The organism is Vibrio sp. 1249-1 (genome assembly GCF_033340495.1).
In genome coordinates this window covers 166,469-191,348 of sequence record NZ_JAWOWJ010000006.1, presented here as the reverse complement: position 1 = coordinate 191,348, position 24,880 = coordinate 166,469, and the positions used below count along the sequence as shown (strand labels likewise).

20 protein-coding genes are annotated in these 24,880 nt (G+C 44.2%); 8 read left to right on the top strand and 12 right to left on the bottom strand.

What is annotated here, in order from left to right; translation table 11 throughout:
- Nucleotides 1-114: 114 nt before the first annotated feature.
- Nucleotides 115-1,674: a SulP family inorganic anion transporter gene (locus tag R7Z50_RS13325; RefSeq protein ID WP_005380840.1), complete on the top strand. Its 1,560-nt coding sequence runs from the start codon at nucleotides 115-117 to the stop codon at nucleotides 1,672-1,674.
- A gap of 60 nt (nucleotides 1,675-1,734) precedes the next feature.
- Here R7Z50_RS13325 and R7Z50_RS13320 read toward each other — a convergent pair whose 3' ends face one another.
- Nucleotides 1,735-2,184, bottom strand: coding sequence for a low molecular weight protein-tyrosine-phosphatase (locus R7Z50_RS13320; protein WP_318149123.1), 450 nt, complete (start codon nucleotides 2,182-2,184; stop codon nucleotides 1,735-1,737).
- A gap of 117 nt (nucleotides 2,185-2,301) precedes the next feature.
- Here R7Z50_RS13320 and cobO point away from each other — a divergent pair, with 117 nt between their 5' ends.
- The gene (gene cobO / locus R7Z50_RS13315; protein WP_213895506.1) at nucleotides 2,302-2,907 is read left to right on the top strand and encodes a cob(I)yrinic acid a,c-diamide adenosyltransferase; all 606 of its coding nucleotides are present in this window, start codon (nucleotides 2,302-2,304) and stop codon (nucleotides 2,905-2,907) included.
- A 62-nt stretch (nucleotides 2,908-2,969) separates the two neighbouring features.
- Here cobO and R7Z50_RS13310 read toward each other — a convergent pair whose 3' ends face one another.
- From R7Z50_RS13310 to apbC, 3 genes are all read right to left on the bottom strand, one after another.
- Nucleotides 2,970-5,057 (bottom strand): AsmA family protein, encoded by a 2,088-nt coding sequence (locus R7Z50_RS13310; RefSeq protein WP_182039713.1) that lies wholly within the window; start codon nucleotides 5,055-5,057, stop codon nucleotides 2,970-2,972.
- A gap of 188 nt (nucleotides 5,058-5,245) precedes the next feature.
- A complete protein-coding gene (gene udk / locus R7Z50_RS13305) occupies nucleotides 5,246-5,887 on the bottom strand; it encodes a uridine kinase (protein WP_005380833.1) in 642 nt (213 codons plus the stop codon).
- A 180-nt stretch (nucleotides 5,888-6,067) separates the two neighbouring features.
- The gene (gene apbC / locus R7Z50_RS13300; RefSeq protein WP_206970742.1) at nucleotides 6,068-7,144 is read right to left on the bottom strand and encodes an iron-sulfur cluster carrier protein ApbC; all 1,077 of its coding nucleotides are present in this window, start codon (nucleotides 7,142-7,144) and stop codon (nucleotides 6,068-6,070) included.
- A 162-nt stretch (nucleotides 7,145-7,306) separates the two neighbouring features.
- On the opposite strand from apbC, the gene metG reads away from it, so the two are divergent.
- The gene (metG, locus tag R7Z50_RS13295) at nucleotides 7,307-9,382 is read left to right on the top strand and encodes a methionine--tRNA ligase (protein WP_005387290.1); all 2,076 of its coding nucleotides are present in this window, start codon (nucleotides 7,307-7,309) and stop codon (nucleotides 9,380-9,382) included.
- Between the two features lie 210 nt (nucleotides 9,383-9,592).
- Nucleotides 9,593-10,402 (top strand): hypothetical protein, encoded by an 810-nt coding sequence (locus R7Z50_RS13290; RefSeq protein ID WP_206970743.1) that lies wholly within the window; start codon nucleotides 9,593-9,595, stop codon nucleotides 10,400-10,402.
- 110 nt (nucleotides 10,403-10,512) lie between these two features.
- Here the strand turns inward: R7Z50_RS13290 and fadR are convergent, their stop codons facing one another.
- The gene (gene fadR / locus R7Z50_RS13285; RefSeq protein ID WP_005380824.1) at nucleotides 10,513-11,352 is read right to left on the bottom strand and encodes a fatty acid metabolism transcriptional regulator FadR; all 840 of its coding nucleotides are present in this window, start codon (nucleotides 11,350-11,352) and stop codon (nucleotides 10,513-10,515) included.
- Between the two features lie 639 nt (nucleotides 11,353-11,991).
- On the opposite strand from fadR, the gene nhaB reads away from it, so the two are divergent.
- Nucleotides 11,992-13,578 (top strand): Na(+)/H(+) antiporter NhaB, encoded by a 1,587-nt coding sequence (nhaB, locus tag R7Z50_RS13280; RefSeq protein WP_005380822.1) that lies wholly within the window; start codon nucleotides 11,992-11,994, stop codon nucleotides 13,576-13,578.
- A gap of 83 nt (nucleotides 13,579-13,661) precedes the next feature.
- Nucleotides 13,662-14,198: a disulfide bond formation protein DsbB gene (gene dsbB, locus R7Z50_RS13275; protein ID WP_017821379.1), complete on the top strand. Its 537-nt coding sequence runs from the start codon at nucleotides 13,662-13,664 to the stop codon at nucleotides 14,196-14,198.
- Between the two features lie 88 nt (nucleotides 14,199-14,286).
- Here the strand turns inward: dsbB and R7Z50_RS13270 are convergent, their stop codons facing one another.
- Nucleotides 14,287-14,895 (bottom strand): YecA family protein, encoded by a 609-nt coding sequence (locus R7Z50_RS13270; RefSeq protein ID WP_017821378.1) that lies wholly within the window; start codon nucleotides 14,893-14,895, stop codon nucleotides 14,287-14,289.
- A gap of 170 nt (nucleotides 14,896-15,065) precedes the next feature.
- Between R7Z50_RS13270 and dusC the strand changes: the two genes are divergently transcribed.
- Nucleotides 15,066-16,025 (top strand): tRNA dihydrouridine(16) synthase DusC, encoded by a 960-nt coding sequence (gene dusC, locus R7Z50_RS13265; RefSeq protein WP_017633856.1) that lies wholly within the window; start codon nucleotides 15,066-15,068, stop codon nucleotides 16,023-16,025.
- A 51-nt stretch (nucleotides 16,026-16,076) separates the two neighbouring features.
- On the opposite strand, the gene R7Z50_RS13260 is transcribed toward dusC, so the two are convergent.
- From R7Z50_RS13260 to yfbV, 6 genes are all read right to left on the bottom strand, one after another.
- Nucleotides 16,077-17,537 (bottom strand): sensor domain-containing diguanylate cyclase, encoded by a 1,461-nt coding sequence (locus tag R7Z50_RS13260; protein ID WP_005380815.1) that lies wholly within the window; start codon nucleotides 17,535-17,537, stop codon nucleotides 16,077-16,079.
- Between the two features lie 174 nt (nucleotides 17,538-17,711).
- Entirely contained in the window at nucleotides 17,712-19,538 is a 1,827-nt protein-coding gene (gene malZ / locus R7Z50_RS13255) for a maltodextrin glucosidase (RefSeq protein ID WP_318149122.1), read from the bottom strand.
- Between the two features lie 141 nt (nucleotides 19,539-19,679).
- A complete protein-coding gene (locus R7Z50_RS13250; RefSeq protein WP_005387275.1) occupies nucleotides 19,680-20,474 on the bottom strand; it encodes an ABC transporter ATP-binding protein in 795 nt (264 codons plus the stop codon).
- Nucleotides 20,471-21,406, bottom strand: a complete 936-nt coding sequence (locus tag R7Z50_RS13245) for an ABC transporter permease (protein WP_206970745.1) — start codon at nucleotides 21,404-21,406, stop codon at nucleotides 20,471-20,473. Before R7Z50_RS13245 ends, R7Z50_RS13250 begins: the two co-directional genes overlap by 4 nt.
- 174 nt (nucleotides 21,407-21,580) lie before the next feature.
- Entirely contained in the window at nucleotides 21,581-22,546 is a 966-nt protein-coding gene (locus tag R7Z50_RS13240; RefSeq protein ID WP_262645874.1) for an ABC transporter substrate-binding protein, read from the bottom strand.
- A 330-nt stretch (nucleotides 22,547-22,876) separates the two neighbouring features.
- Nucleotides 22,877-23,329: a terminus macrodomain insulation protein YfbV gene (gene yfbV, locus R7Z50_RS13235; protein WP_005380809.1), complete on the bottom strand. Its 453-nt coding sequence runs from the start codon at nucleotides 23,327-23,329 to the stop codon at nucleotides 22,877-22,879.
- A 346-nt stretch (nucleotides 23,330-23,675) separates the two neighbouring features.
- Here yfbV and R7Z50_RS13230 point away from each other — a divergent pair, with 346 nt between their 5' ends.
- Nucleotides 23,676-24,872 carry an acetate kinase gene (locus R7Z50_RS13230; RefSeq protein ID WP_005380807.1) on the top strand — a complete coding sequence of 399 codons (1,197 nt, stop codon included), beginning with the start codon at nucleotides 23,676-23,678 and terminating at the stop codon, nucleotides 24,870-24,872.
- Nucleotides 24,873-24,880: the final 8 nt, after the last annotated feature.

Here is a 24,880-nt window from a genome sequence, read left to right as displayed (position 1 = left end):
TTAATACTACGGTTTACACTGCAATGTTTGATTAGAAATCAACCACTCAGTGGCTTGTGCAAATACGAATATGTGTCGGGTTTAACTCATTGCAAAGAGAACTTAAAAACAAACATGTTCGAATTTCCCCAATTTTCTAAGCACTCCGTAAAAAATGATGTGCTATCAGGCTTAACCGTTGCGCTAGCATTGGTTCCTGAAGCTGTCGCATTTGCGTTCGTCGCAGGCGTAGATCCGATGGTCGGTCTTTACGCTGCATTCATCGTTGGTCTTATTACTTCCATTTTCGGTGGTCGTCCCGGCATGATCTCTGGTGCAACAGGTGCCATGGCAGTCGTAATGGTTTCGCTTGTCGCGACTCACGGTGTCCAGTACTTATTCGCAGCCATCATGCTCGCTGGTATACTTCAAATTGCCGCTGGTATGTTTAAATTGGGTAAGTTCATCCGTATCGTGCCTCACCCTGTGATGATTGGTTTTGTGAACGGTCTGGCTATTGTTATCTTCCTAGCTCAGTTGGGTCAGTTTAAAGCGCCAGATATCAACGGCATGCTTACTTGGCTACCACAAGACCAAATGCTACTAATGCTTGGTTTGGTTGCGCTAACTATGGCAATCATTCACTTTCTACCAAAAATCACAACGGCTGTACCCTCTTCACTTGTTGCAATCGTAACGGTGACTGCTTTAGTGGTTGGTTTGGATCTGGAAACTCGTACTGTTGTTGACTTCCTGCGTACAATGTCTGGTGATGAAGCGGCAACACTCGCAGGTTCACTGCCGACCTTCTCTATTCCGGCGGTGCCATTTACGCTAGAAACTCTACAAATCATTCTTCCATACGCGATCATTCTAGCGGCCATTGGTCTAATTGAATCTCTACTAACACTGACAGTTTTAGATGAGATGACGAATACTCGTGGTCAATCTAACCGCGAATGTATCGGTCAAGGTATGGCAAACATGACGTGTTCTGTGTTTGGCGCAATGGGTGGTTGTGCGATGATTGGTCAGTCGATGATCAACGTAAACTCAGGTGGTCGCGGCCGTCTATCTGGTATCGTTGCGGCTATCGCTCTATTGATGTTTATCTTATTCGCTTCTTCGCTAATTGAAATGATCCCACTCGCTGCTCTGGTTGGTGTGATGTTCATGGTTGTCATTGGTACATTCGAATGGGCAACATTTAAGCTAGCACGCCGCGTACCGAAGCAAGACTTCTTCGTTATTGTTCTTGTGACCGTTGTTACTGTTCTTACTGACCTTGCTGTTGCCGTAGCGGTTGGTGTTATCGTTTCTGCATTAATGTTTGCATGGCAACACGCTAAGCACATCTATGCCGACACGTGCTTAAACGAGGAAGGTTCAAAAGAGTACAAGATTCACGGCCCTATTTTCTTTGGCTCTGCGGCTAACTTCCTGGAGTTGTTTAACGCGCCTGAAGATCCAAAAGATGTGATTGTCGATTTTGCAGACTCTCGCGTGACAGATCACTCTGCAATTGAAGCCATTGAAACACTGGCTGAGCGTTACAATGCTCAAGGTAAAACGCTGCACCTTCGTCACCTAAGCCCAGATTGTCGTAAACTTTTGGACAAAGCTGGCAGCTTGGTTGAAATTAACGTGAAGGAAGACCCAAGCTACAAAGTCGCAACCGACATACTAGCGGGTTAACACGAATAAAAAGGGATGAGCTGAGCTCATCCCTTTTTCTATTGTCTTCAAGCACGGCGATTATAGCTTCTTCAAAATTGCGTCTGATGCCTCTTCGATTAAATCAAGCACCAGTTCAAAGCCATCTTCCCCACCATAATATGGGTCCGGGACTTCGTCGTAACCTGACTCAGAATGACTTAAAAATAACGATACTTTGTGTCGATACTTCAACGGACAAATATCCAATAAATCGGCCAAATTTGCTTTATCTGCGGCTAATATAAGGTCAAACTTTTCAAAGTCATCAATGGTGACTTGGCGCGCTTGCATTCCTTTAAAAGAATAACCTCGCTGCTTTCCTGCTGCCATCGCTCTTGAATCCGGTCGGTTTCCTGCGTGGTAGCCAATTGTACCTGCCGACTCAACCTCTACTTCAACGCCTAGCTTTTGAGCTTTCACTCTTAACACTGCCTCTCCAGTTGGTGACCGACAAATGTTTCCCATACAAACAACAAGTATTTTCTTCATTTTATTCCCTGAATTATCGGTGGTTTTTCTTCACGATATGTTGGTCTATCATAGCGAGATAAATCAATGAACCCAAATTAGCTTGGGCACAGCACGAAAAGGAATTGAGGAAGTATTATGTCTATCGAAGAAAATAAAGAAGCACGCCATAAAGCTCGCCAACAAAAAGTCAAAGAACAGGTAGACGCAAAAATCGCTGCTGCTCAAGAGGAAAAAGGTCTGCTACTGATCATTACCGGAAATGGTAAAGGTAAATCGACATCAGGATTCGGTACGATCGCACGCGCAGTGGGTCATGGTTTGAGTTGTGCTGTCGCGCAGTTTATTAAAGGTACTTGGGACAACGGTGAGCGCAACCTACTTGAGAAACTCGGCGTTGAATTCCAAGTAATGGCAACCGGCTTTACATGGGAAACTCAAAACAAAGCCGCTGATACCGAAGCAGCGCAAGGCGTATGGCAAGAATGTAAGCGCATGCTGCAAGACGACTTTATCGATGTCATCTTGTTTGACGAGCTAACTTATATGGTGAGCTACGGCTACATCGACTTAGACGAAGTGGTCGAAGCACTGAGCAACAGACCTAAAATGCAGTCGGTTATTATTACTGGGCGTGGCGCACATCGAACCCTGATTGAAATGGCCGATACCGTTTCTGAAGTGAAAAATGTAAAGCACGCATTTGAATCTGGCGTAAAAGCCCTCAAAGGCGTCGATTGGTAACACTCGCAGAGTAATTTAAAAAGGGTTGGCAAAATGCCAACCCTTTTGATTTTCACGCACGGTTAGTTGAAAAGATTCTTCAATAAACCATCGACCGCATCTTTGGTTTTCTCGTCTTTGATTTTGTCAGTTAGCTTCTCTACGCCACGATCGATTTCTTTCTGAGCTTTCTGCTTCAGAACATCATCGAATACGAGCTTAAACTTAGGTTCTGCCCACTTACCAGACACATTGATTGGAATCGTGATGTCTTTCAGCTCATCTATATCTTTACCGCCCTGGCCTTCTAGGCTGCCTACAACTGACGTGCTGATAGTAAAGTCGACTGTTTCATTGATGTAGTTTGCGGTACCTTTACCACGAACACGTAACAATGGAGACTGAGCTTGCATATTATCCGTTGATACTACACCTTTGTTGAGTTTCAATGTCGCCGTCATCGCACTGAAGTCTGTTTTCTTAGCTTCATTGGTGCCTTCAACTTTTTGCCCTTTAAATTTCGCATAGTTTTCACGAATCAACTGAGCAACGTTGATGCCATTCACCGCACCGTCAGCAAAATTGATAACAACCGTACCAGATAGATTCTTCTTGATACCGGTAGGCGTGAGACTCTTACCTGTAACATTCACATCAATGTTACCTGTCCCTTCAAGTTTGTCGTTTTCAGCAACGTCTATAAGTAGCGGTTGAACTTTCACGCCTTTGATTGACTTTTTAACACTGTAAGTCGCTGGTGATTGGCGTGCATCTAACTTCGCTGTCGCTGAGATTGAGCCTTGGTACAACTTCGAACTAAATGATGTAAGCTCAAACACGCCACGATTCACAGTGAAGCTCGTTTTTACCGCTTCCATCTTCGCATTTGCCGCTTTGAATTTGTCGATGGTAATGTCACCCTTTACATCTAACGTTTTCAACGCAGACAAATCAGGCTCAACCTCAGGTCCGGCAGGAGCACTCTCGCCACCAGAAGCAGGCTTATTACCTTCGGCAGCTTGCTTATCTAACCCTAAGAACTCATCAAGATCGATATTGGGGCTATGGAGAGCAAAGCGTACTTTAGGAATATCACCGAGTGCCACATCAGCCTTACCATCTAAGGCGATAGCATTCGCTGTTAACTTCTCTAGAACAAAACTCAGATGGTTTTTCGTTAGGTCGAAAGACAGATCAGACACCATGTCGACTTTCATCGGGGACTGAGGTAAAGCATCACCCTCAAAAGTCGATTTAAGAGTTAACTTATCCAACTGTACTTTGCTGATAGCCTTGTCCACGCTAAGTTGACCAGCACCCTGCATATCTAACTTCATACCACCAGCGTCACCCTTAATGGCATAAGTCAGGTTATTTACTTTATCGAATTCAAACGTGTCTAAACCGATCGTTGCCGATTCAATTTTATTGGCAGGGTCAGAGTATGTCGCATCAAAGTTGATGTTCTTTAGCGCGTAGTTTGCCAAACCTTTTTCTAGCTTAAAGTCTGCCTGACCTTTCGCGGTGAACTTTTGGTCGTTCATTTCGCCCTTCACGCCAAAATCAGCCGTTGTCCAGTTGTCAAAAGCGAATTCGGAAAGGTTTAATGAAATATCATAAAGTTTGGTGTAACTACCGGCTTGCTTATCCTGCATTTCTAATGAACCGTTAGAAACCGTAACGCCAGCAAGATTAATACTCCAATCAGAACCAGAAGTTTGCGTTTCACCATTTTGCGTAGGCGCAGCATTGTTCTCTTGTTCTGCTTGTTGTGTTTGGGCTTTCGTCAATGCATCAATATTCTTGCTGCCATCTTTCTTGGTTTCAATGTAGAACTCAGCACCATCAAGCGTGACGTTTCCAATTTCAAGCTGTTGACTAAAAAGTGGCATAACAGAGATGTCTACACCAACGGTATCAACTTTGAATAAATTGGGTTTACTAAAGCCTTGTGGGTTTCGCAACTCTGTATGTCCCAACTCAAAGCCAATCGATGGGAAAAATTGCCAACTGATATCCCCTTCAATCACCAACTCTAATCCCGTTTGCTTTTGCGCTTGCTCAACAATAAGGGGTTTAAACTGATTCGGATTGACGAAGATGGTTAACGCTAAAATTGCGACCAAAATGACCACAATCGGTATTGCTAGAATTAAGAGCAGTTTCTTCATTTGTTTTTCCTTGCTCGAGTGTTTTTACAATTATAAGCGCAGACTCCATTTACCGCTGACAGTTCCACAAAAGCGTGAAAAATGTCTGGTTTTAACCTGCAACTGACTAATTTAAAAACAAAAAAAGAAGTGGCACTTAAGGTGCCACTTCTTCTCTTAAAAATAAAGCGATATAGCCGTCTATAGGCTTAAGCTTTCAAAAGTCTTGCAATGTGAGCTTTTAATACATCAATTGCGATACGGTTTTTACCACCGCGAGGAACAATAATGTCCGCATATTGCTTAGAAGGTTCGATAAACTGCATGAACATCGGACGTACTGTTTGTTGGTATTGCTTAAGAACAGACTCCATAGTTCGGCCTCGTTCTTCCACATCACGCTTAACACGGCGAAGCAAGCAAATATCTAACGGTGTGTCCATAAATACTGTCGCATGCATCAAATCACGAAGACGAGGGTCTGTAAGAAGAAGGATACCTTCTAGAATGATCACCTTTTTAGGTGTCATTGTGGTGGTGTTAATTGTTCTTGTGTGCTCAGTGTAGCTGTACTCAGGCACTTCTACTGCTTCACCACGTACCAATTTTTCTAGGTGCTCACACAGTAGGTCGTGGTCCAACGCACTCGGGTGATCGTAGTTCGTCTTTACTCGCTCTTCCATGCTTAGGTGGCTTTGGTCGTTGTAGTAACAATCTTCCGTGATGACACCGATTTGATGATCGCCTACTTTCGCGCGAAGCTCATTATAAATAGTGCTCGCGATCAGACTTTTTCCAGAAGCAGAAGCGCCAGCAATACCTACGATGACGCATTGATTATTATCAGACATTAGTTTGCACCCGATGATGATTTCTAGTCACATAAAAAGATAAACTGCCTGATTATAGGGAGTTCACCCCATAGTTACTAGTTGGAATTAGGGTTTAGTCATAAGTTTCTGCCTGCTCAGAGGATTAACCTCCGAGCAAACGTTAAAATGTGCAATTATCAACCAACAGGCATAGTAAACTTAGTTCACCATTGTAAAGCTAATCGCATCTGGTTTTGCTTTGCCTTGCCAAAACATCGTGCTACATACGCGATCGGCAAGTTGCTTATAATACCCTGCATGCTCACTTTCTGGGCGTCTTGCTACCGTTGGCACGCCAGCGTCAATATCTTCTCGCATAGAGATATGAAGCGGAACTTGTCCTAACAATGCTAAGCCAAATTCTTGCGACATTTTTTCAGCTCCGCCCATACCAAAAATATGCTCTTTCGCGCCACATTGACTACAAATGTGATAACTCATGTTTTCCACAACACCAATAACCGGGACATGGACTTTGTTAAACATTGCCGCTCCCTTCCTTGCATCGGCAAGGGCTAAATCTTGCGGTGTTGTGACTAGCACGCTACCTGTTACCGGAATTTGTTGTGACAGAGTCAATTGAATATCCCCCGTACCTGGCGGCATATCAATCACCAAATAATCCAAATCTGGCCAATCTGTTTCAGTTAATAACTGCGACAACGCTTTTGAAGCCATTGGACCGCGCCATATCGCCGCTTCTGATTTATCCACCAAATAACCGATAGAATGAGTATAGATGCCGTGAGCAAAAATGGGTTCCATCCACTTGCCATCACGAACTTCTGGTTTAGCATCTTCTTGCCCCAACATCATAGGTACAGACGGACCATAGATATCTGCATCCAACAATCCCACTTTCGCCCCAGATTGAGCAATCGCCAACGCTAAGTTAACTGCGGTAGTAGATTTACCAACGCCACCTTTCGCAGAACTGACGGCAACGATGTTCTTAACACCCTTAACCGAGTTAGCCACTTGAGTTTCTAAAGCTTTAACTCCAAGGCGAATATTAAATGGGAATTCAGCCACTTTACCCGAGGCTTGCTGCTGTTTAATCCAGTCATGCAGTACGGTTTGAAGCTCATTACTTGCGAATGGCAACGTTATATCAATAGAACCCTGTGTCGTAATCGAAATTGCGCCATGAATATCTGCCCAGTTTTCCACCAACTGTGGATGTTGGAATTGGTTAAACCAGTGACAAAAATCTTGTTTTGAAGTGAACTGATGCATAAGCCCTCCTTTTAGATGTCATGCTACCACCGTCCAGGCTCAACCAGAACCCCAAAAAAACTAAGGCATTCCGCAGTTTGACACCTTGGAGTTAGTCAGTTCATGGGGTAGTATTATCCATCAAAATTTATTTATACCTATCAAGAAAAGCGAATATTAAGTATGGCAAACGATCCAAAAAACTTTCCGTCAAGGAAAATGCTGGTAACTTGTGCCCTTCCGTACGCTAACGGTTCGATCCACCTTGGTCATATGCTTGAGCATATCCAAGCGGACATTTGGGTTCGTTACCAACGCCTACGCGGCAACACTGTAAACTTCATCTGTGCTGACGATGCTCACGGCACGCCAATCATGCTTAAAGCGCAACAGATGGGTATTACTCCTGAAGAAATGATTGCCGCAGTTAGCGAAGAGCACCAAAAAGACTTCGCTGGATTTGATATCAGCTTTGATAACTACCACAGCACACACTCAGATGAGAACCGTGAGCTAGCGTCACACATTTATCTTGAGTTGAAGAAAAATGGCTTTATCTCTAGCCGCACTATCTCTCAGCTGTTCGATCCAGAAAAAGAGATGTTCTTACCGGACCGTTTCGTAAAAGGTACCTGTCCAAAATGTAAGTCTGAAGACCAGTACGGTGACAACTGTGACAACTGTGGTGAGACTTACAGCCCAACAGAACTGATCAATCCTAAATCTGCGGTTTCTGGTGCGACGCCAGTAATGAAAGATTCAGAGCACTTCTTCTTCGACCTGCCTCAGTTTGAAAGCATGCTAAAAGAGTGGACTCGCTCTGGCTCGCTACAAGCTGAAACAGCGAACAAAATGCAAGAATGGTTCGAGTCTGGTTTGCAGCAATGGGATATCTCACGTGATGCACCATACTTTGGCTTCGAGATCCCTGGTGAGAAGAACAAATTCTTCTACGTATGGCTAGACGCGCCTATCGGCTACATGGGCTCTTTCAAAAATCTATGTGACAAGCGCGACGACCTAGATTTCGACGAGTATTGGAAAAAAGACAGCTCAGCAGAGCTGTACCACTTCATCGGTAAAGACATCGTTTACTTCCACAGCCTATTTTGGCCAGCAATGCTAGAAGGTTCTGGCTTCCGCAAGCCTAACAACGTATTCGTACACGGTTACGTAACCGTAAACGGCGCGAAAATGTCGAAGTCTAAAGGTACGTTCGTAAAAGCAAGCACTTACCTAGAGCACCTAGACCCTGAGTGTCTACGTTACTACTACGCTGCGAAGCTAAACAGCCGTATCGACGATCTAGATCTTAACCTTGAAGACTTCACTCAGCGCGTAAACGCTGACGTTGTTAACAAGATCGTTAACCTGGCATCTCGTAACGCAGGTTTCATCGCGAAACGTTTTGAAGGCAAACTGTCTGACAACTTTGCAGAGCCTGAACTTTACAACGAATTTGTTGCTGCTGCTGACCGTATCGCTGAGCTTTACGAAACGCGTGAGTTTGGTCGTGCAATCCGTGAAATCACGGCATTGGCAGACAAAGCTAACCAATACGTTGATGAAAAAGCACCGTGGGTTGTAGCAAAAGAAGAAGGCAAAGATCAGGAACTACAAGACATCTGTTCTGTCGGTATCAACCTGTTCCGCGTACTGATGACTTACCTGAAACCAGTAATGCCATCGCTAGCTGCGCGTACTGAAGCGTTCCTAAACCAAGAGCTAACTTGGGAAAACATCGCTGCTCCACTAACAGGCCACGAGATCACTAAGTTCAAAGCACTGTTCAACCGTATCGATCCGAAGAATGTTGAAGCGATGATCGAAGCGTCTAAAGAAGATGCGGCGGCAGAAATGGCGGCGAAAGAGAAAGCTGAAGCGGAAAAGAACAAGGCTAGCCAAACCGAGCTAGACAAAGAACCAATCGCTGAAGAGATTGAGTTCGACGCTTTTGCTGCAGTAGATATGCGTATCGCTCGTATCATCTCTTGTGAAGAAGTACCAAAAGCCAACAAACTGCTTAAGTTCCAATTGGACATCGGTGGTGAAACTCGTCAGGTATTCTCTGGCATCAAGTCAGCTTACAAACCTGAAGAGCTAGAAGGCAAGCTAACGGTAATGGTAGCAAACCTAAAACCTCGTAAGATGAAGTTTGGTATGTCTGAAGGTATGATCCTTGCGGCAGGCCCTGGTGGTAGCGACCTGTGGATCCTTGAGCCACACGAAGGCGCTCAACCTGGCATGCGCGTAATGTAAGTTGTAGCTTTACAATCAAATTTAAAAAGTCCTCGCCAGTTCAGCGGGGACTTTTTTTGACTGAATTCACACTTTTGGGGAATTTGTGCACCAAACTTGTACAGCACCTCTCCCATCACAATCCTAAATTACTGTTTTAATAGAATTTAATTAGTGGCATCAAAACTGCAATCTTCCTTGTTAGGTCCAAACACTAACAAGGAGTTGGTTATGTTTGTTTTGATTTCCACACTATTGTCCATCGCTATTTTAGCTGGAATATATCACTTATCTTCTAAACGAGAGCAGCAACATGCGCGCAAATATCAGCTGTTAACATTGTTGCGAGATGTTGTTCACCTTCTGAGATACCACCGAGCTGCTACTCACTACTCGCTTCAATTCCAACAAAACGATCAACAAAAATTGGACGCTCTTAATGATGCTCTGACTAACAAGCTTCATCTTTTAGTCGAAACCTCACGGTTTGAAAACAAACCCATGTATCGCGTATTACAGATTAAAGTAGGGAAACTACTTGAACAATGGGATGACCATAGTGTTGCAAGAAACCAGATGGAGCATGGTAAGTTGATTCGTCATTGCTTGTTTTTGATGGATGAAGTAACCATCGCATGGCTAGCGGTTGAGCAAAGAGATGACTTGCATAATGAGTATCACATGAACTGGCAAAACATTATGGATAGCTTGGAGACCCTGACTCAGTTACGAATCAGCATTCAAGATTTAGGAGAACAAGGCGGAAATGAGCGTTTCAAAAACTATGCATCGGTCATGATGCGTAAGCTAAACCAACTAGCGGTTATCGCTCCACTTAGCATTACCTCTCCTGCTTCCACGCGCTCAATACAGACGCTAAATGAATACGTGACAGGGAGTCATGTCGACTTAACAGAAGCAGAGCTTTATAGCGTCACATCGGACTTGTCATTGACCATCTTCAATACTTACGACCATGTCCTTTCAGATGTCGTAGAGTCATTATATCTACCGTTACCCAGACTCTCGCTAGCAGGATAAACGTTCCATGCCTTATTATTGGTGCTAGGTCCGTCGCCGACTTATAAATAAAAACAAAAAAACCGCAGGCCTAAGGCACTGCGGTTTTCGTTTATTCAACTTGTCAGCGCTTAGCTGTCGTCTTCCGTGAAGTTCGTTGGTAATTGCTTTTTCATTTCGTTCCAGATCAACGCACTTTCCATACCATAATGACGAATCACTACTGGTAGTTGCTCACGCTGGCCACTTTCACAAGTTTCGAGCAATTGATGGTAAAACTTCAGAGCTAGCTCACGAGAAGCTGGATTTGAGAAGTAGTAGCTACCGACACGATCGTAGAGCTTCTTCAAACCATTAAAGATCAAACCGTAAATTTGATTTCCTGAATGGAATGCTAGGCGCTGGAAAAGCATATAATCGTAAAAGTTGAACGTTTTAGCAATCAAGATTTCTTGACGCTTCGCTTCATCTTTCTCGTTATCTTCTTTCACATTCTGCAGAACTTTTTCAGCATACGGCGAAGAAGCGATGAATTCGTCCCAGGAAGCCGCATTCATTAAAGCTTCACAAGATTCGATTACGTTCTTAATTGTACGCTCAGAGCTCTCTTTGTTCGCTTTAAATGCATAGCGCATAAAGATAGGACTGATGTTGGTACGTGCCGCAAGCAGATCTTCTACAATGTTTGTCGCATTATCAACGTCTAGCGTCATTAAAGTATCCAAAATATGCAGACCAGAGGTCTCCATAAATTGGTTAACTTTCGTAGGTTTGCCGTGCTGGATAGTCAGCCATCCATCACGGGCTAGTCGTTGAAGAACCTCTCTTAAAGTCGTTCGAGTAACACCAATCAGTTCGGACAGCTCGCGCTCAGCAGGTAAAATTGAGCCTGGAGGAAAACGGCCGTTCCAAATGCTCTCGATAATATATTTTTCTGCGAATCCCGCAGGGCTTTTCGCCTTTATGACCATTCTACTTTTTATCCAATATTGATTTCTGAGGGTCGATACTACTCATCATACCACTACTTAGCGGTTTGAGAAAATTTACGATCAATAGTGGAAACGACTACATAACATAGAGTTAATACTCTATATGTTGTGTCAATTTAAGAGGCTCTAACATGCGAGCGAAAGCAGTAAAATATGAATTTTCATTTAATTAAACAGCTCACAAATCTCGGAGAAATAAAGACAACCGTGTCACATTTTTATATTCAAAATATGAAAAATTACTTTGTATATCACAGTTAATATTCTTTCTTAATTTGCCTTTTCTCGTCACTGACCGTCATTTAAAATCCAAGAGGATTTTTTTAAGACTTTCATGGTATAGTAACGCTGTTTTGATCGCGTTATTACATTTAAAAAGTCATTTTAGTCGGTAGCATCACGTTTTGTTATTGACTAATAAATGCCTGAGTGTAGAGTTTGCGGTCGAAAGTGAGCGGTGCTTGAGTTCAGGGGAAGTAACTTGGCAAGACTACAATAAACAAAGGATTGTTGTTTTACTAAGTTATTGTTTTTAAAGACTAGTTAATAAGTCTAACAAACAGATACTTAAGCACTATTGTAGTGTCTATTCATAATTTTGTTATAAAGAGAATTATCATGCCGATATCGCTCGGAAACGCTTTTATCAAGAACTTCCTTGGTAAAGCGCCTGATTGGTACAAAGTTGCCATTATAGCCTTCTTAATAATTAACCCGATTGTATTCTTCCTAATAAACCCATTTGTAGCTGGATGGTTGTTGGTCGCTGAATTTATTTTCACGCTAGCAATGGCATTAAAATGCTACCCATTACAACCTGGCGGTTTACTTGCTATTGAAGCCATTGCTATCGGCATGACTAGCCCTGCGCAAGTTAAGCACGAATTAGTAGCAAATATCGAAGTACTGCTACTTCTGGTATTTATGGTTGCGGGCATCTACTTCATGAAGCAGCTATTGCTGTTCATTTTTACCAAAATTTTACTTGGCATTCGCTCTAAAACCCTACTATCACTCGCGTTCTGCTTTGCTGCGGCATTTTTGTCTGCGTTTTTGGATGCCTTGACGGTTATCGCCGTTGTTATCAGCGTGGCGATCGGCTTTTACTCTATCTATCACAAAGTGGCGTCTGGTAACCCTATCGGTGACCATGACCATACACAAGATGACACGATCACTGAACTAACGCGTGATGACCTAGAAAACTATCGTGCCTTTTTGCGCTCTTTGTTGATGCATGCTGGTGTAGGTACTGCCTTAGGTGGCGTAACCACGATGGTTGGTGAACCTCAAAACTTAATTATTGCAGACCAAGCGGGTTGGTTATTTGGTGAATTCCTAATCCGTATGTCTCCAGTGACACTCCCTGTATTTTTCTGTGGTCTCATCACTTGTGCTTTAGTTGAAAAGCTTAAAGTGTTTGGCTACGGCGCGAAGCTTCCTAATAACGTTCGTCAGATCCTCGTCGATTTTGACCGTGAAGAGCGTAAAACGCGAACAAATCAAGATGTCGCAAAACTCTGGGTTCAAGGTCTTATTGCGGTTTGGTTGATCGTTGCACTCGCTTTGCACTTAGCTGCTGTCGGCTTAATTGGCCTTTCTGTGATCATTTTAGCGACCGCATTTACTGGTGTCATTGAAGAGCACTCCATGGGGAAAGCGTTTGAAGAGGCCCTGCCCTTCACTGCACTGCTTGCAGTATTTTTCTCGATCGTTGCTGTAATCATTGACCAAGAGCTGTTTAAACCAGTCATCGATGCGGTGCTTGCCGTTGAAGATAAAGGTACTCAGCTAGCTCTGTTCTATGTGGCGAATGGCTTATTATCTATGGTGTCGGATAACGTGTTCGTTGGTACGGTTTACATCAATGAAGTAAAAACTGCACTCATTGAGGGCCTCATTACTCGTGATCAGTTCGACTTACTGGCGGTGGCAATCAATACTGGTACTAACCTGCCTTCTGTTGCAACGCCAAACGGTCAAGCGGCATTCCTATTCTTACTCACATCGGCTCTCGCTCCATTAATTCGTCTGTCTTACGGTCGAATGGTTATCATGGCGCTGCCTTACACCGTCGTTCTTGCGATTGTCGGTCTGATGGGAATCATGTTCTTCCTAGAGCCTGCAACAGCTTCTTTCTACGAAGCTGGTTGGATTTTACCTCATAGTGGTGATCTGACTCCCGTAGTATCCGGTGGTCACTAAAATTTGAGTTGATTAGGAAACTTATCCACGATAAAAAGCTCTGAGTATTCAGAGCTTTTTCTATTTCAGACAGGAACAAAAACGTGACTATTTTAAATTCACTTAACCAGTTTTCAAAGGGACGTTTATCGTGGCTACTGCTTCTGCTATTCGTCGTTTTCTTTGAAGCATGTGCCCTCTATTTTCAGCACGTCATGATGCTTGCACCATGTGTCATGTGTATTTATGAAAGAGTCGCGATGATGGGAGTGGGCGTCGCTGCAATGGTTGGTATATTGGCACCCAAGAACCCAATTTTCCGCTGGCTAGGTTTGATAGGCTGGGGATTAAGTGCTTACAAGGGTTTGTTACTTGCGATGCAGCACGTTGACTACCAGTTTAATCCATCACCATTCGCGACTTGCGATTTATTCGTCACATTCCCTAGCTGGGCTCCGCTCAATCAGTGGGTTCCTTGGATGTTTGAAGCATATGGTGATTGCTCTAAGGTTGTATGGCAGTTCCTTGATTTATCAATGCCACAATGGTTAGTCGTAATTTTTGCAGGCAATTTAATCGCTTTGGCATTAATTGTAATTGCACAATTCTTCCCTGCAAAACGCGTTAATCCAATTCGTTAATCCTACTGACGCGTAAAAATTAACAAAAAGCCGACCATCTGGTCGGCTTTTTGTTAAGTGGATAGCGCGGCGATTCGCTTTAGCCGCGTTATTGACCACAGCACTGCTTGAATTTTTTTCCGCTCTCACAAGGACAGAGATCATTGCGCCCGATACCTTTGAATGGGTTTAGGCTTTGAGCTTTATTGCCTACCATCAACTCATCCGCGCCCAGCGCGACTTCACCGACCATTAAATCAAGCTGGTCGACTAAATCTGTCAGGGCCGGTGGCGTTTCAATACCTGCGTCGCGCATCTGTTGCTGCGTTGCTGGCTCATCGATCGCCAGCATCAAAGTGGTCAGTAATGCTTGCAGCATACGCTGTAATCCATCATTGAGCTCAACGTCTTGCCACTGTTCTTCAATCATTGGCCAAACAGACATAAAGCCTTCGGCAAAATCAGCAAGTTGTTCAGGTTCTTTGCCTGTTAGCTCTAGCACGGAATATTCGTTTCGTTGAATTCGGTTATGCTGCTTGTGAATTTGCTCTTCCACAGCTGGTTGAATCGCTTTGAATCCCTCACCTAATAGCGGCTCTAACCACTTTTCAGGAGCGAGTGGTTTTGTCGTCAGATTCGCAGCTAACACTGCGCCTTCGATAAATAGGCAAGATTCATCGACGTGAACTTCACCTTTTTCAATCAATGTGTATTGCATGACATCTGGTTTCCCATAAATTTGGCGGCATTATACCTCAGAGCTCAAAAGCACGTAACCTAACGTTGTGTGTTTGACTACATTGGGCGCTTCGACTCTTTTAATGACAAACTTAACTTACATCGCTACAATCGCCCTCCTTTTTACCACCAAACTGTATTAGGCAAGCTATGCGAGTTGTACTAGGCCCAATGGAAGGCGTTTTAGATCATTTGATGCGCCAAATCCTGACCGAGATAAACGACTATGACCTGTGTGTTACGGAGTTTGTTCGCGTAATCGACCAGCTATTACCCGATCATGTATTTCACCGTTTATGCCCGGAGCTGTTGCAAGGTTCTCAGACTGCATCTGGTGTGCCAGTACATGTGCAATTGTTGGGACAAGAACCAAACTGGATGGCTGAGAACGCAATTAAAGCGGCAAATCTTGGCGCCAGAGGTATTGATATAAACTTTGGTTGCCCAGCCAAAATGGTCAACAAAAGTAAAGGTGGAGCAGCGCTACTCCAACATCCAGAGCTCATTCACCGTGTGGTTAAAGCTTGTCGAGAAGCCGTTCCAGAAGCCATTCCCGTAACTGCAAAAATTCGTCTTGGCTGGGAGAACCCTGAAGATTGCTTTGAAATTGTCGATGCCATTCAGTCTGCTGGCGCAAATGAACTGACCGTACACGCACGTACTAAACAAGGTGGTTATAAAGCTTCTGAGATAAAATGGGATTACATCAACCAAATTCGCGAACGTTTTGATATCCCACTGATTGCGAATGGCGAAATTTGGAATTATGAAGACGGTCAACGTTGCATTGAAACGACTGGCGTTAACTCTTTGATGGTGTGCCGAGGCGCTTTCAATATCCCTAACTTAGGCAATATGGTAAAACATAACCACCAGCCAATGTCATGGCCCGAGGTGGTTGAGTTGCTCATCTATTACTCCAAGTTTGAGATGAAAGGCGATAAAGGCTTGTATTACCCAAACCGCGTAAAACAATGGTTCTCTTACTTACGTCAGGCTTATCCTGAAGCAAAAGACCTATTTAGAGAAATCAGAACGTTCAACAAAGCCGCACCAATTGTTGAGCATATTCAACGCTACCGCGATGACTTAAACTCTCAGGTTGCATAACTCCCGAACACAAAAAAGGACGAATATCTCGTCCTTTTTTGTACCTAAATCCTAGTAACAGATCTTATTTTTGCCGGTACTTTTGGCTTGATATAACTTTTCATCCGCCGCTTTAAACAATTCATCAAAGTTTTCTACTCGGCTCTCTTTACTAAACACCACACCGCCAGAGATCGTAAAGCCTTCTTTCGTTACGCGTGTCGAGCGCTCATCTATGGCCTTTTTTACTCTGTCTAAAATGAGTTTAATGCCCTCTGAATCTTCGTCATAAATCGCTAAAACGAACTCTTCGCCACCAAACCTTGAGGCAACATCGGTATGGCGAATATTTTCACGTATACATTTTGCAACAAGCTGAATTGCAGAATCACCGACATCATGACCATAGGTGTCGTTGATCTTCTTGAAGTTATCAATATCGAACACTGCTAAAGCAACCTGTTTTTTTGTCATCTTATTACGCCACACGGTTTGCATACCTCGACGATTCAATAAGCTGGTCATTGGGTCTCTTGCTGCCAGTTCTTTAAAGTAGCGTCGCTCGCTATGCATATTCACATAGAACAAGACGACGGTACTCAACACGTAAATAAATAGTGCGACAATAAGGCTGTATTTTTCAAAAACCGCTAGGTTCTTAGCTTCATCCCAAAGGTTGTACTCGTAGTACATGCTGTGATTCGCACTCAATCGCTCTAATTCGACTGGTTTGATTCGTGTACTGTTTGAAGGAATGGATTGTAAATTGGAAACCAAATGAAACTGACCAACAAGACCTAGCGACGAAGCCATGAGCGTATTGATGTCGAAATCAATAGACAAAACACCTTGATGTTCTCCTTTCTCATAGACGGGTACCGTCATACTAATGACTTGACCTTCCATCGAGTCCAACACAGGCCCTGGTCCAGCCAAGGTAATGTTCACTTTATCTTGCGCGGTTTTTTGCCAAAAAGGTCGGGCTTTTAGCGTTGACAAAAGCTCTCTCGTGAAATTTTTTGCGTAGGTATCGGGTGAGGAGATAACGTAACCGCGCTTGTCAATGTAATGGATTCCAACAATGTGCGATTCAATATCGTGCAGAAATGACAAGGACGGCGCAAAACCCGCCTTTTGTTCAGCTAACTGGTTAATCGTTGAACCTTGCTGGCATAAGCTTTCGTCCCCTACGATCATATAATCAAGGTCAACCGCAGGTAACCCTTCACTGTAAACACTTTCGAGTAATAACACATCTATAGGCCAAAGATAACAAAGCCCTTCTTTGACTAAAGAATTATGTTCTTCAAACAGTGGGTTAGCGTAATTGGTATAGTTGGTGAAGCTGTAATCTAAAGCCGTGAGCACTTTGATACCGCGAGACATTGCACGCTCGATACGCGAGTACTCTGAATCGATATAGCGGTTAACCGCATCATAGTAATTTTTCGTTGTAACGAGTAAAACCACTACAAATAGTGCCAGAGGAAAAAAGATGACAAATGAGAGGCTAAATCGCCTTTGGTTTACCATTGAGTACCATGCATATGAAAGGTCAATAGTCTCTTATGACTGCTATTAAATTGATACTCGTTATCTGGTGACGCATGCAATGCAGCACCAGATAACAAGAGACCAAACAAATGTGTGCGCGCTGTTTGAGACCGTTTATATATTAAAGGAGTTTAATCAATATAGAGTGTGGTGTCACTTTAGTCGCCATAATTTGCAGCTCTGTGCCGACATATTGACAGAGATATGACCTTTATAATCAACCTGTTCTGTGTCATCTAACAACGATATAACTTGGCTAACCTCCAAGCCCAGTTGCCACATAGGTAAATCGATTGAACATTCATTACCACTGAGATTAATCATTACAACGACTGCTTCACGACCCAGTACACGTGCGTACGCCAACTGGTTGTTAGTACAATGAAGCCATTGAATACAGCCCGACTGTAAAGGCTTACATTGTTTACGTATCTTGATCCATTGTTGGTAAAGCGATAGCCATTGTGAACTTTCAATTTCATTCCAAGGAAAACAACGACGATTATCCGGGTCTAGCCCTCCTTCTAGACCGACTTCACTCCCATAGTAAATACAAGGCGTGCCAACGTAAGTCATAAGCATTGCTAGCGCGATGTTCATTTTACGCTTATCACCATCAACCAATGTGATAAACCGAGCAGTATCGTGACTATGGAGTTGATTTAGCTGCGATAGCTGATTAGAAAATGGGATTTTTGCTCTGGCTTCGTCCAACCATGCTTTAAACTCCAAACCATCAATGTTGATTGGATCGTACATAATATCTTGTCGTGCGATAAAAGCTCGGACTGGATGAGCAAAACCGTAGTAGTTCATCGCCCCATCCTCTTGATCACCTTGCAACCACTGCGTTGCTTCAAAAAAGTGCTCACCTAACACATAAGCATTCGGGTTTACTGACTTAGTCGCATTACGAAACGCTGCCACATAATGAGCATTGTTTTTCGCGCCGTCCCCTTCGCCAAGCATATGGATTACATCAAACCGCCAGCCATCAACCAAGTACGGTGGCTTCAGCCAATACTTGATGACAGAATCTTCACTTTGGTAGATGTAGTCGCGCACCTGTTCATTTTCAAAGTTCAGAACCGGTAAGTTACCAATGCCTTTCCAACCAATGTAGTGATTGGTTTCACCTTCGAAAAAGTAGTAATCACGGAACTTTGACTGCGGATTGCCATACGCTCCTTCTCCTTTTTGTTGGATATCAAACCAAGGATGATGCACTGACGTGTGGTTAAACACCGCGTCTAAGACAATCTTCATATTCTTACCACGGATTTTCTCACACAGTTCAGCAAACTGATCGTTGGTCCCGAGCATAGGGTCAACAGTGAAGTAATCGGTGGTGTCATATTTATGATTACTTGGTGAAGAAAAGATCGGGTTGAAATAAAGCGCAGTAACGCCGAGCTGTTCAAGATAGTCCAACTTTTGTTCTACACCTTTGAGGTCGCCGCCAAAGAATTCACGCGCCCCGGTATTTTGGTGAGAGCCTACCGCGTCTCCCCACGCCTTGACGATCGATGCAGAATCATACTGCGCATAAGCGTGGCGAATATCAGACTCACTTTTACTAGCAGAAAAACGGTCAGGAAAGATTTGATAGAAAACTTGCTCTTGGACCCAGCTTGGTGGTTGATGGTTTACATTCAACTTAAAGTGGAACTCTTTGGGTGGAATACGCTTTTGCGCACCCCGTGCATCGAGCCAGTATTGTTGTCCGTCTTTGAGGATCTTAAACACATAATGTGTGACATCTCGATCTCGATTTGGTCGAAACGATGCCTCCCATAGTAACAATTCCCCAGCTGTTCCAATTTGAGCCATGTCGACCAGATATTCTTCATTGTCCGGCTCAATACGCACATAGACGGAATCAAAATCCAATGTCTCGGTTTTCAGCCTGACTGTAACTTGCTCGTCATTAAAAGCTAAACCATCAATAGTTTGACTATGAAAAATAAATGGCAGGTTCATTATGGGCACTCCTCGTCATCGGATATGCCACTATGTTATTGAAGAATTAGAGACAAGAAATCCTCCCTGCGAGTTGACATATCAGCCAATTTTCGCAAGGAGGATCACACTTAGTAGGCGTAGTGACTTGTCGGATACCGCTTAGTTCAACAAAAGACTGTCATCTGCCAGCTCTTCACCACGCACTTTGGAGAACATATCCAACAAGTCTGGTACTTGCATGTTAGCGCGCTGCTCTCCAGCCACATCAAGCACAATTTCACCTTGGTGAAGCATTACGGTCCTATCGCCACATGCTAATGCGTCTTTCATCGAATGCGTCACCATCATCACGGTTAAATCGAACTCATCGACAATACGTTTAGTTAAGTCGATAACAAACGCCGCCATACGAGGATCAAGCGCAGCCGTGTGTTCATCAAGCAATAACAACTTACTCTCCGATAACGTCGCCATCACAAGGCTAACGGCTTGTCGTTGTCCACCAGACAGCAACCCAATGCTATCGCCCAAGCGGTCTTCTAAACCAAGACCGAGGATGCTAATTCGCTCTTGGAACAGCTTGCGACGTTTAGTAGAGAGCGCCAACCCCCAGCTGCGTTTTTTACCACGCATGTGCGCTAGAGCCATGTTCTCTTCTATCGTCAGTTCACCACAAGTCCCGGCCAATGGATCTTGAAACACTCGGGCACATTGCGTCGCACGTTGGGCTACCGTCTGCTTGGTGACGTCTTTACCATCAATGATCACCTGACCACCTATCATCGGCGTCTCACCTGTCACCGCACCAAGCAACGTCGATTTTCCTGCGCCATTAGAACCAATCACGGTAAGAAATTGATGCTCTGGAACCTCTAAAGAGACGCCTTTCAATGCACGATTTTCCAAAATCGTCCCTGGGTTGAACGTGACCTGAATGTTATTTAGTTCGATCATAATGCCTCCCCAGAACCATTTTTTGATGCCGCTTGTTTAGCATCAGTAACGCGTTGTTTCGCTCTCATGCTCTGTTTTAGCTTTGGAGCAATAAGCGCCACAGCCACCAATACTGCGGTAACCAGGTTGAGGTCTGAAGCTTGTAAACCAAACATGCCAGAGCTCAAAGCGAAAGCCACTGCAAGACGATAAAGTACCGAACCGATGATGACCGCAAATACCGCAACCCAAATCTTGCGCCCGGGAACAAGGGTCTGCCCCAAAATCACAGCTGCCAAACCAACGACAATGGTGCCCACGCCAGAGGTCACATCCGCAAAGCTGTTCGTTTGTGCAAACAACGCGCCTGCGAATCCCACAAACCCGTTGGATAAAGCCAAGCCAAAGTAGGTATAAAAGCCAGTGCTCGCCCCTTGCGCAGAAACCATACGCGCATTCACACCCGTGGCTCGTAAACCAAGACCAAAGTCGCTGTTCAGCAGGCGAATGACAAAGAAAGCGGACAGAAGAACTAAGGCCCCAACAACCAGAGGGCGAATAAACATCGCATCGCCCAATGCTTCAAACGGAGTGAGAATCGTATCCTCTCCAAGCAACGCCATATTAGGTTTGCCCATAATACGAATATTAATTGAGAATGCAGCGATCATGGTAAGAATGGAAGCTAACAGGTGTAAAATACCACACCGAACAGCCAGAAAAGCGGTTACCCACCCCGTCATACTACCAGCTATCATCGCCATTATTGTCGCAAGCCAAGGATTAATACCTGCGACAATCGCCGTTGCAGCCACCGCCGCTCCCATTGGAAAGCTGCCATCCACACTCAAATCGGGGAAATCGAGAACACGGAACGTAAGATACACACCCAGAGCGACTAGGCCATAAATCAAGCCAATTTCGAGTGCACCAAAAAAAGCAAATGCAGACATAACTGCTCCTTTCTGCATGCTCAGGCTGGCTAATACCAACCTGAACTTAAGACTTCTAACGTATACTCCCCTTCTTCTCTAGCAGAATGCTTTACACGAGAAATCTGGCGAGTATCAATTTTGGGGCAAGCCTCTATCAACCAACGTGACAGGCTTAACCCCAAAAAGCGTTACTTATTGCATGCTTGTCGCACGTTCAATCACAGAACTTGGCAGCTTGATACCGAGCTGAGATGCTGCGCTTTCATTAATTACAAGGTCAGAGCCCGTCGCGACTTTTACATCCAGCTTGCCTGGTTCTTGACCATCAAGAATCGCCGCCACGTAATCCGCGGTTTGTACACCAACCTGGTAGTAGTCAAAACCTAAGCCTGCAATTGCACCCTTTTCCACATACGACGTCGCGCCACCAAATACAGGTTTCTTCGCTTGATTCGCTGCAACAATCATCCCTTCAATCGCACTTGCAACTGTATTGTCTGTTGGGGCGTAAAGAATGTCTGATTTCGCTGCAATCGCTTGAGTCGCAGACTGAACATCAGCACTTTTTAGTGCGGTCGCTTCAACCACTTGTATGCCTTTTGCTTTTGCGCTTTCTTTTAGTAATTCAACTAAAGTCACGGCATTAGCTTCACCGGGATTAAATACAACCCCGATGCTTTTCACCTGAGGAAGAATTTCTTGGATGAGATCGACATGCTGAGCAACGGGTGAAAGATCAGACAGGCCAGTTACGTTTTTGCCTGGTTGTTCCATCGACTTAACCAATTTCGCACCAACCGGATCTGTTACCGCAGTAAAGACAACAGGAATAGAGCGAGTAGCCGACACCAAGGCTTGTGCCGAAGGTGTCGCGATGCCAACTAACACATCAGGGTTTTCGCCGACGTACTGACGGGCAATTTGCACCGCAATCGCTGGATTACCCTGTGCGGTCTTATAATCAAATTCTAGATTTTTGCCTTCTTCGTAGCCTTTCGCTTTCAAACCATCAAGTAATCCTTGGCGCGTCGCGTCTAACGCCGGGTGTTCGACAATCTGTGAAACTGCGACAGTTGCAGTGGCGGCCAGTACATTGGTAGAAGAGAAAATAGCAGTAGCAGATAGAACGGCGGTGGCTAATAAACGTTTCGTTTTCATCATAACTCCTTGATGTGACTTCGTCCTTGTTTCACGAGCTTTCAATATGTGTATCGACTCGTGAATTCAAATGTTTGAAGGCGGTATTGTTGTGTTCGTATAACTGTGCACTTCTTGCGCATCTTGTTTTTATTATTACTACTAAGTCTTAGTAAAGAAAAGAAAGATTTAACACTAAAGCAACATTTGTGATCGGGGGGACTTCTTCATCCGGAAAGAATCTTTGGTAAACAAAGCTTCGCTCGCTTCATCAACGACCGTCAAAGTAGGTAATAGAGGCAGGATCAAAAATGGAGCGGCCAGTGCACACTCCATTTCAAACAATTTAAATTAGAACCAACGCTCTAATGACGATTTATCGAGCTGGCGAAACGCTCGGTTCAGTATTATCGCAAGCTCTTTGTAACGAGGGCGAGCTTTGACAGGCTCTAATGCAAAACCTGTTTCCACAATTTTTTGATGCAACTCCCGATACCAAGAGGCCAAAGAAGGCGGCAATTTCGTGTTGGATCGAGCACCAAGCCACCAAATGCCTTGAAGTGGCAAGCTAATCGCAAACAAGGCGACAACAATGGATTGAGGTAACGCGTGGTAATTGTTGAATGCCATTTGAGTGAGTACGCTGATCGCAGCAACGGCCGGCATGACTTTAATGCCAAAGCGAGTCGCCTTAATGATACGCTGTTCCGGAAATATGGCGCTTAGCTCTTTACGAACCGGCCAGATCTCCATGTAATTCTGGCCATCTTTCAGGCTATGGATCAATCCGACTTTATTACTCATACCGCTCTCTCACTAAAAAATAGTTGAACATTTCAACTGAAGGTACAAAAAATTGATGAAAGTTAATATTCTTTCAAATTTTTTTTGTTATCATTGCTTATTATCGCTATCCTTTGCAGACCCTCAATCTCATTGTTGCTGTTATTTACAATTTAAGCAACTCCGAGATATCTATCTGCACGGATCGCATCATAGTGATGGAAGGGTTCATCACTATTTCTTTATATGGAATTAGAACAATTTTTGACCAGGATTAGTACGCAGCCTTCTGGGTATCGGCTATTCTTGTGATTAATTTTTCATTCTTTAACTGATTTTTTATCAGACGAATAACAGGTAGTCATACATGTCTAAGCTAGTTTTAGTTTTAAACTGCGGTAGTTCTTCTCTTAAATTTGCCGTTGTTGATGCCGAGAACGGCGACGAGCACTTGTCAGGTCTTGCTGAGTGTCTTCACCTTCCTGAAGCTCGCATCAAGTGGAAACTTGATGGCAAGCACGAAGCTCAACTAGGCAATGGTGCAGCTCACGAAGAAGCACTAGCGTTTATGGTAGAAACTATTCTTGCTTCTAAGCCAGAGCTTAAAGCTAACCTAGGCGCAATCGGTCACCGTATCGTTCACGGCGGCGAGCAGTTCACTCAATCTGCACTAATTACTGATGAAGTTCTAAAAGGTATTCAAGACGCTGCAACATTTGCACCTCTTCATAACCCTGCTCACATCATCGGTATCGAAGCGGCTAAGAAAAACTTCCCAGAGCTGAAAAACGTTGCTGTATTTGACACTGCGTTCCACCAAACTATGCCTGAAGAGTCTTACCTATACGCTCTTCCATACAACCTATACAAAGAACACGGTATCCGTCGTTACGGCATGCACGGTACTTCTCACTTGTTCATCACTCGTGAAGTTGCAGGCCTACTAAACAAACCAGTTGAAGAAGTAAACATCATCAACTGTCACCTAGGTAACGGCGCATCTGTATGTGCGATCAAGAACGGTCAATCTGTAGACACGTCTATGGGTCTTACTCCACTTGAAGGTCTGGTAATGGGTACTCGCTGTGGCGACATCGACCCTGCTATCGTCTTCCACCTACACGACGCTCTAGGTTACTCTGTTGATCAAATCAACACGATGCTAACTAAAGAGTCTGGTCTTCAAGGTCTAACCGAAGTGACTTCTGACTGTCGTTTCGTTGAAGACAACTACGGTCAAAAAGAAGAAGCAACACGCGCAATGGACGTGTTCTGCCACCGTCTAGCTAAATACGTTGCTGGCTACACTGCTTCAATGGAAGGCCGTCTAGACGCAATCACTTTCACTGGCGGTATCGGCGAGAACTCTGGCCCTATCCGTGAAATGGTTCTAAACCGTCTTGGCATCTTCGGTATCGAAGTAGATAGCGAAGCTAACCTTAAAGCTCGCTTCGGCGGCGAAGGCGTTATCACGACTGAAAACAGCCGTATCCCTGCAATGGTTATCTCTACTAACGAAGAGCTAGTCATCGCTGAAGACACTGCTCGCCTGACAGGTCTTTAATTGAATTC

Bases quoted from the DNA above. Each gene is read 5' to 3' on its own strand.
- nhaB (WP_005380822.1), top strand. From the start codon at position 11,992: ATGCCGATATCGCTCGGAAACGCTTTTATCAAGAACTTCCTTGGTAAA.
- R7Z50_RS13240 (WP_262645874.1), bottom strand. From the start codon at position 22,546: ATGAAAACGAAACGTTTATTAGCCACCGCCGTTCTATCTGCTACTGCT.
- R7Z50_RS13230 (WP_005380807.1), top strand. From the start codon at position 23,676: ATGTCTAAGCTAGTTTTAGTTTTAAACTGCGGTAGTTCTTCTCTTAAA.
- malZ (WP_318149122.1), bottom strand. From the start codon at position 19,538: ATGAACCTGCCATTTATTTTTCATAGTCAAACTATTGATGGTTTAGCT.
- dusC (WP_017633856.1), top strand. From the start codon at position 15,066: ATGCGAGTTGTACTAGGCCCAATGGAAGGCGTTTTAGATCATTTGATG.
- R7Z50_RS13320 (WP_318149123.1), bottom strand. From the start codon at position 2,184: ATGAAGAAAATACTTGTTGTTTGTATGGGAAACATTTGTCGGTCACCA.
- R7Z50_RS13250 (WP_005387275.1), bottom strand. From the start codon at position 20,474: ATGATCGAACTAAATAACATTCAGGTCACGTTCAACCCAGGGACGATT.
- R7Z50_RS13310 (WP_182039713.1), bottom strand. From the start codon at position 5,057: ATGAAGAAACTGCTCTTAATTCTAGCAATACCGATTGTGGTCATTTTG.
- cobO (WP_213895506.1), top strand. From the start codon at position 2,302: ATGTCTATCGAAGAAAATAAAGAAGCACGCCATAAAGCTCGCCAACAA.
- R7Z50_RS13290 (WP_206970743.1), top strand. From the start codon at position 9,593: ATGTTTGTTTTGATTTCCACACTATTGTCCATCGCTATTTTAGCTGGA.
- R7Z50_RS13270 (WP_017821378.1), bottom strand. From the start codon at position 14,895: ATGCAATACACATTGATTGAAAAAGGTGAAGTTCACGTCGATGAATCT.
- R7Z50_RS13245 (WP_206970745.1), bottom strand. From the start codon at position 21,406: ATGTCTGCATTTGCTTTTTTTGGTGCACTCGAAATTGGCTTGATTTAT.
- yfbV (WP_005380809.1), bottom strand. From the start codon at position 23,329: ATGAGTAATAAAGTCGGATTGATCCATAGCCTGAAAGATGGCCAGAAT.
- R7Z50_RS13325 (WP_005380840.1), top strand. From the start codon at position 115: ATGTTCGAATTTCCCCAATTTTCTAAGCACTCCGTAAAAAATGATGTG.
- metG (WP_005387290.1), top strand. From the start codon at position 7,307: ATGGCAAACGATCCAAAAAACTTTCCGTCAAGGAAAATGCTGGTAACT.
- R7Z50_RS13260 (WP_005380815.1), bottom strand. From the start codon at position 17,537: ATGGTAAACCAAAGGCGATTTAGCCTCTCATTTGTCATCTTTTTTCCT.
- udk (WP_005380833.1), bottom strand. From the start codon at position 5,887: ATGTCTGATAATAATCAATGCGTCATCGTAGGTATTGCTGGCGCTTCT.
- apbC (WP_206970742.1), bottom strand. From the start codon at position 7,144: ATGCATCAGTTCACTTCAAAACAAGATTTTTGTCACTGGTTTAACCAA.
- fadR (WP_005380824.1), bottom strand. From the start codon at position 11,352: ATGGTCATAAAGGCGAAAAGCCCTGCGGGATTCGCAGAAAAATATATT.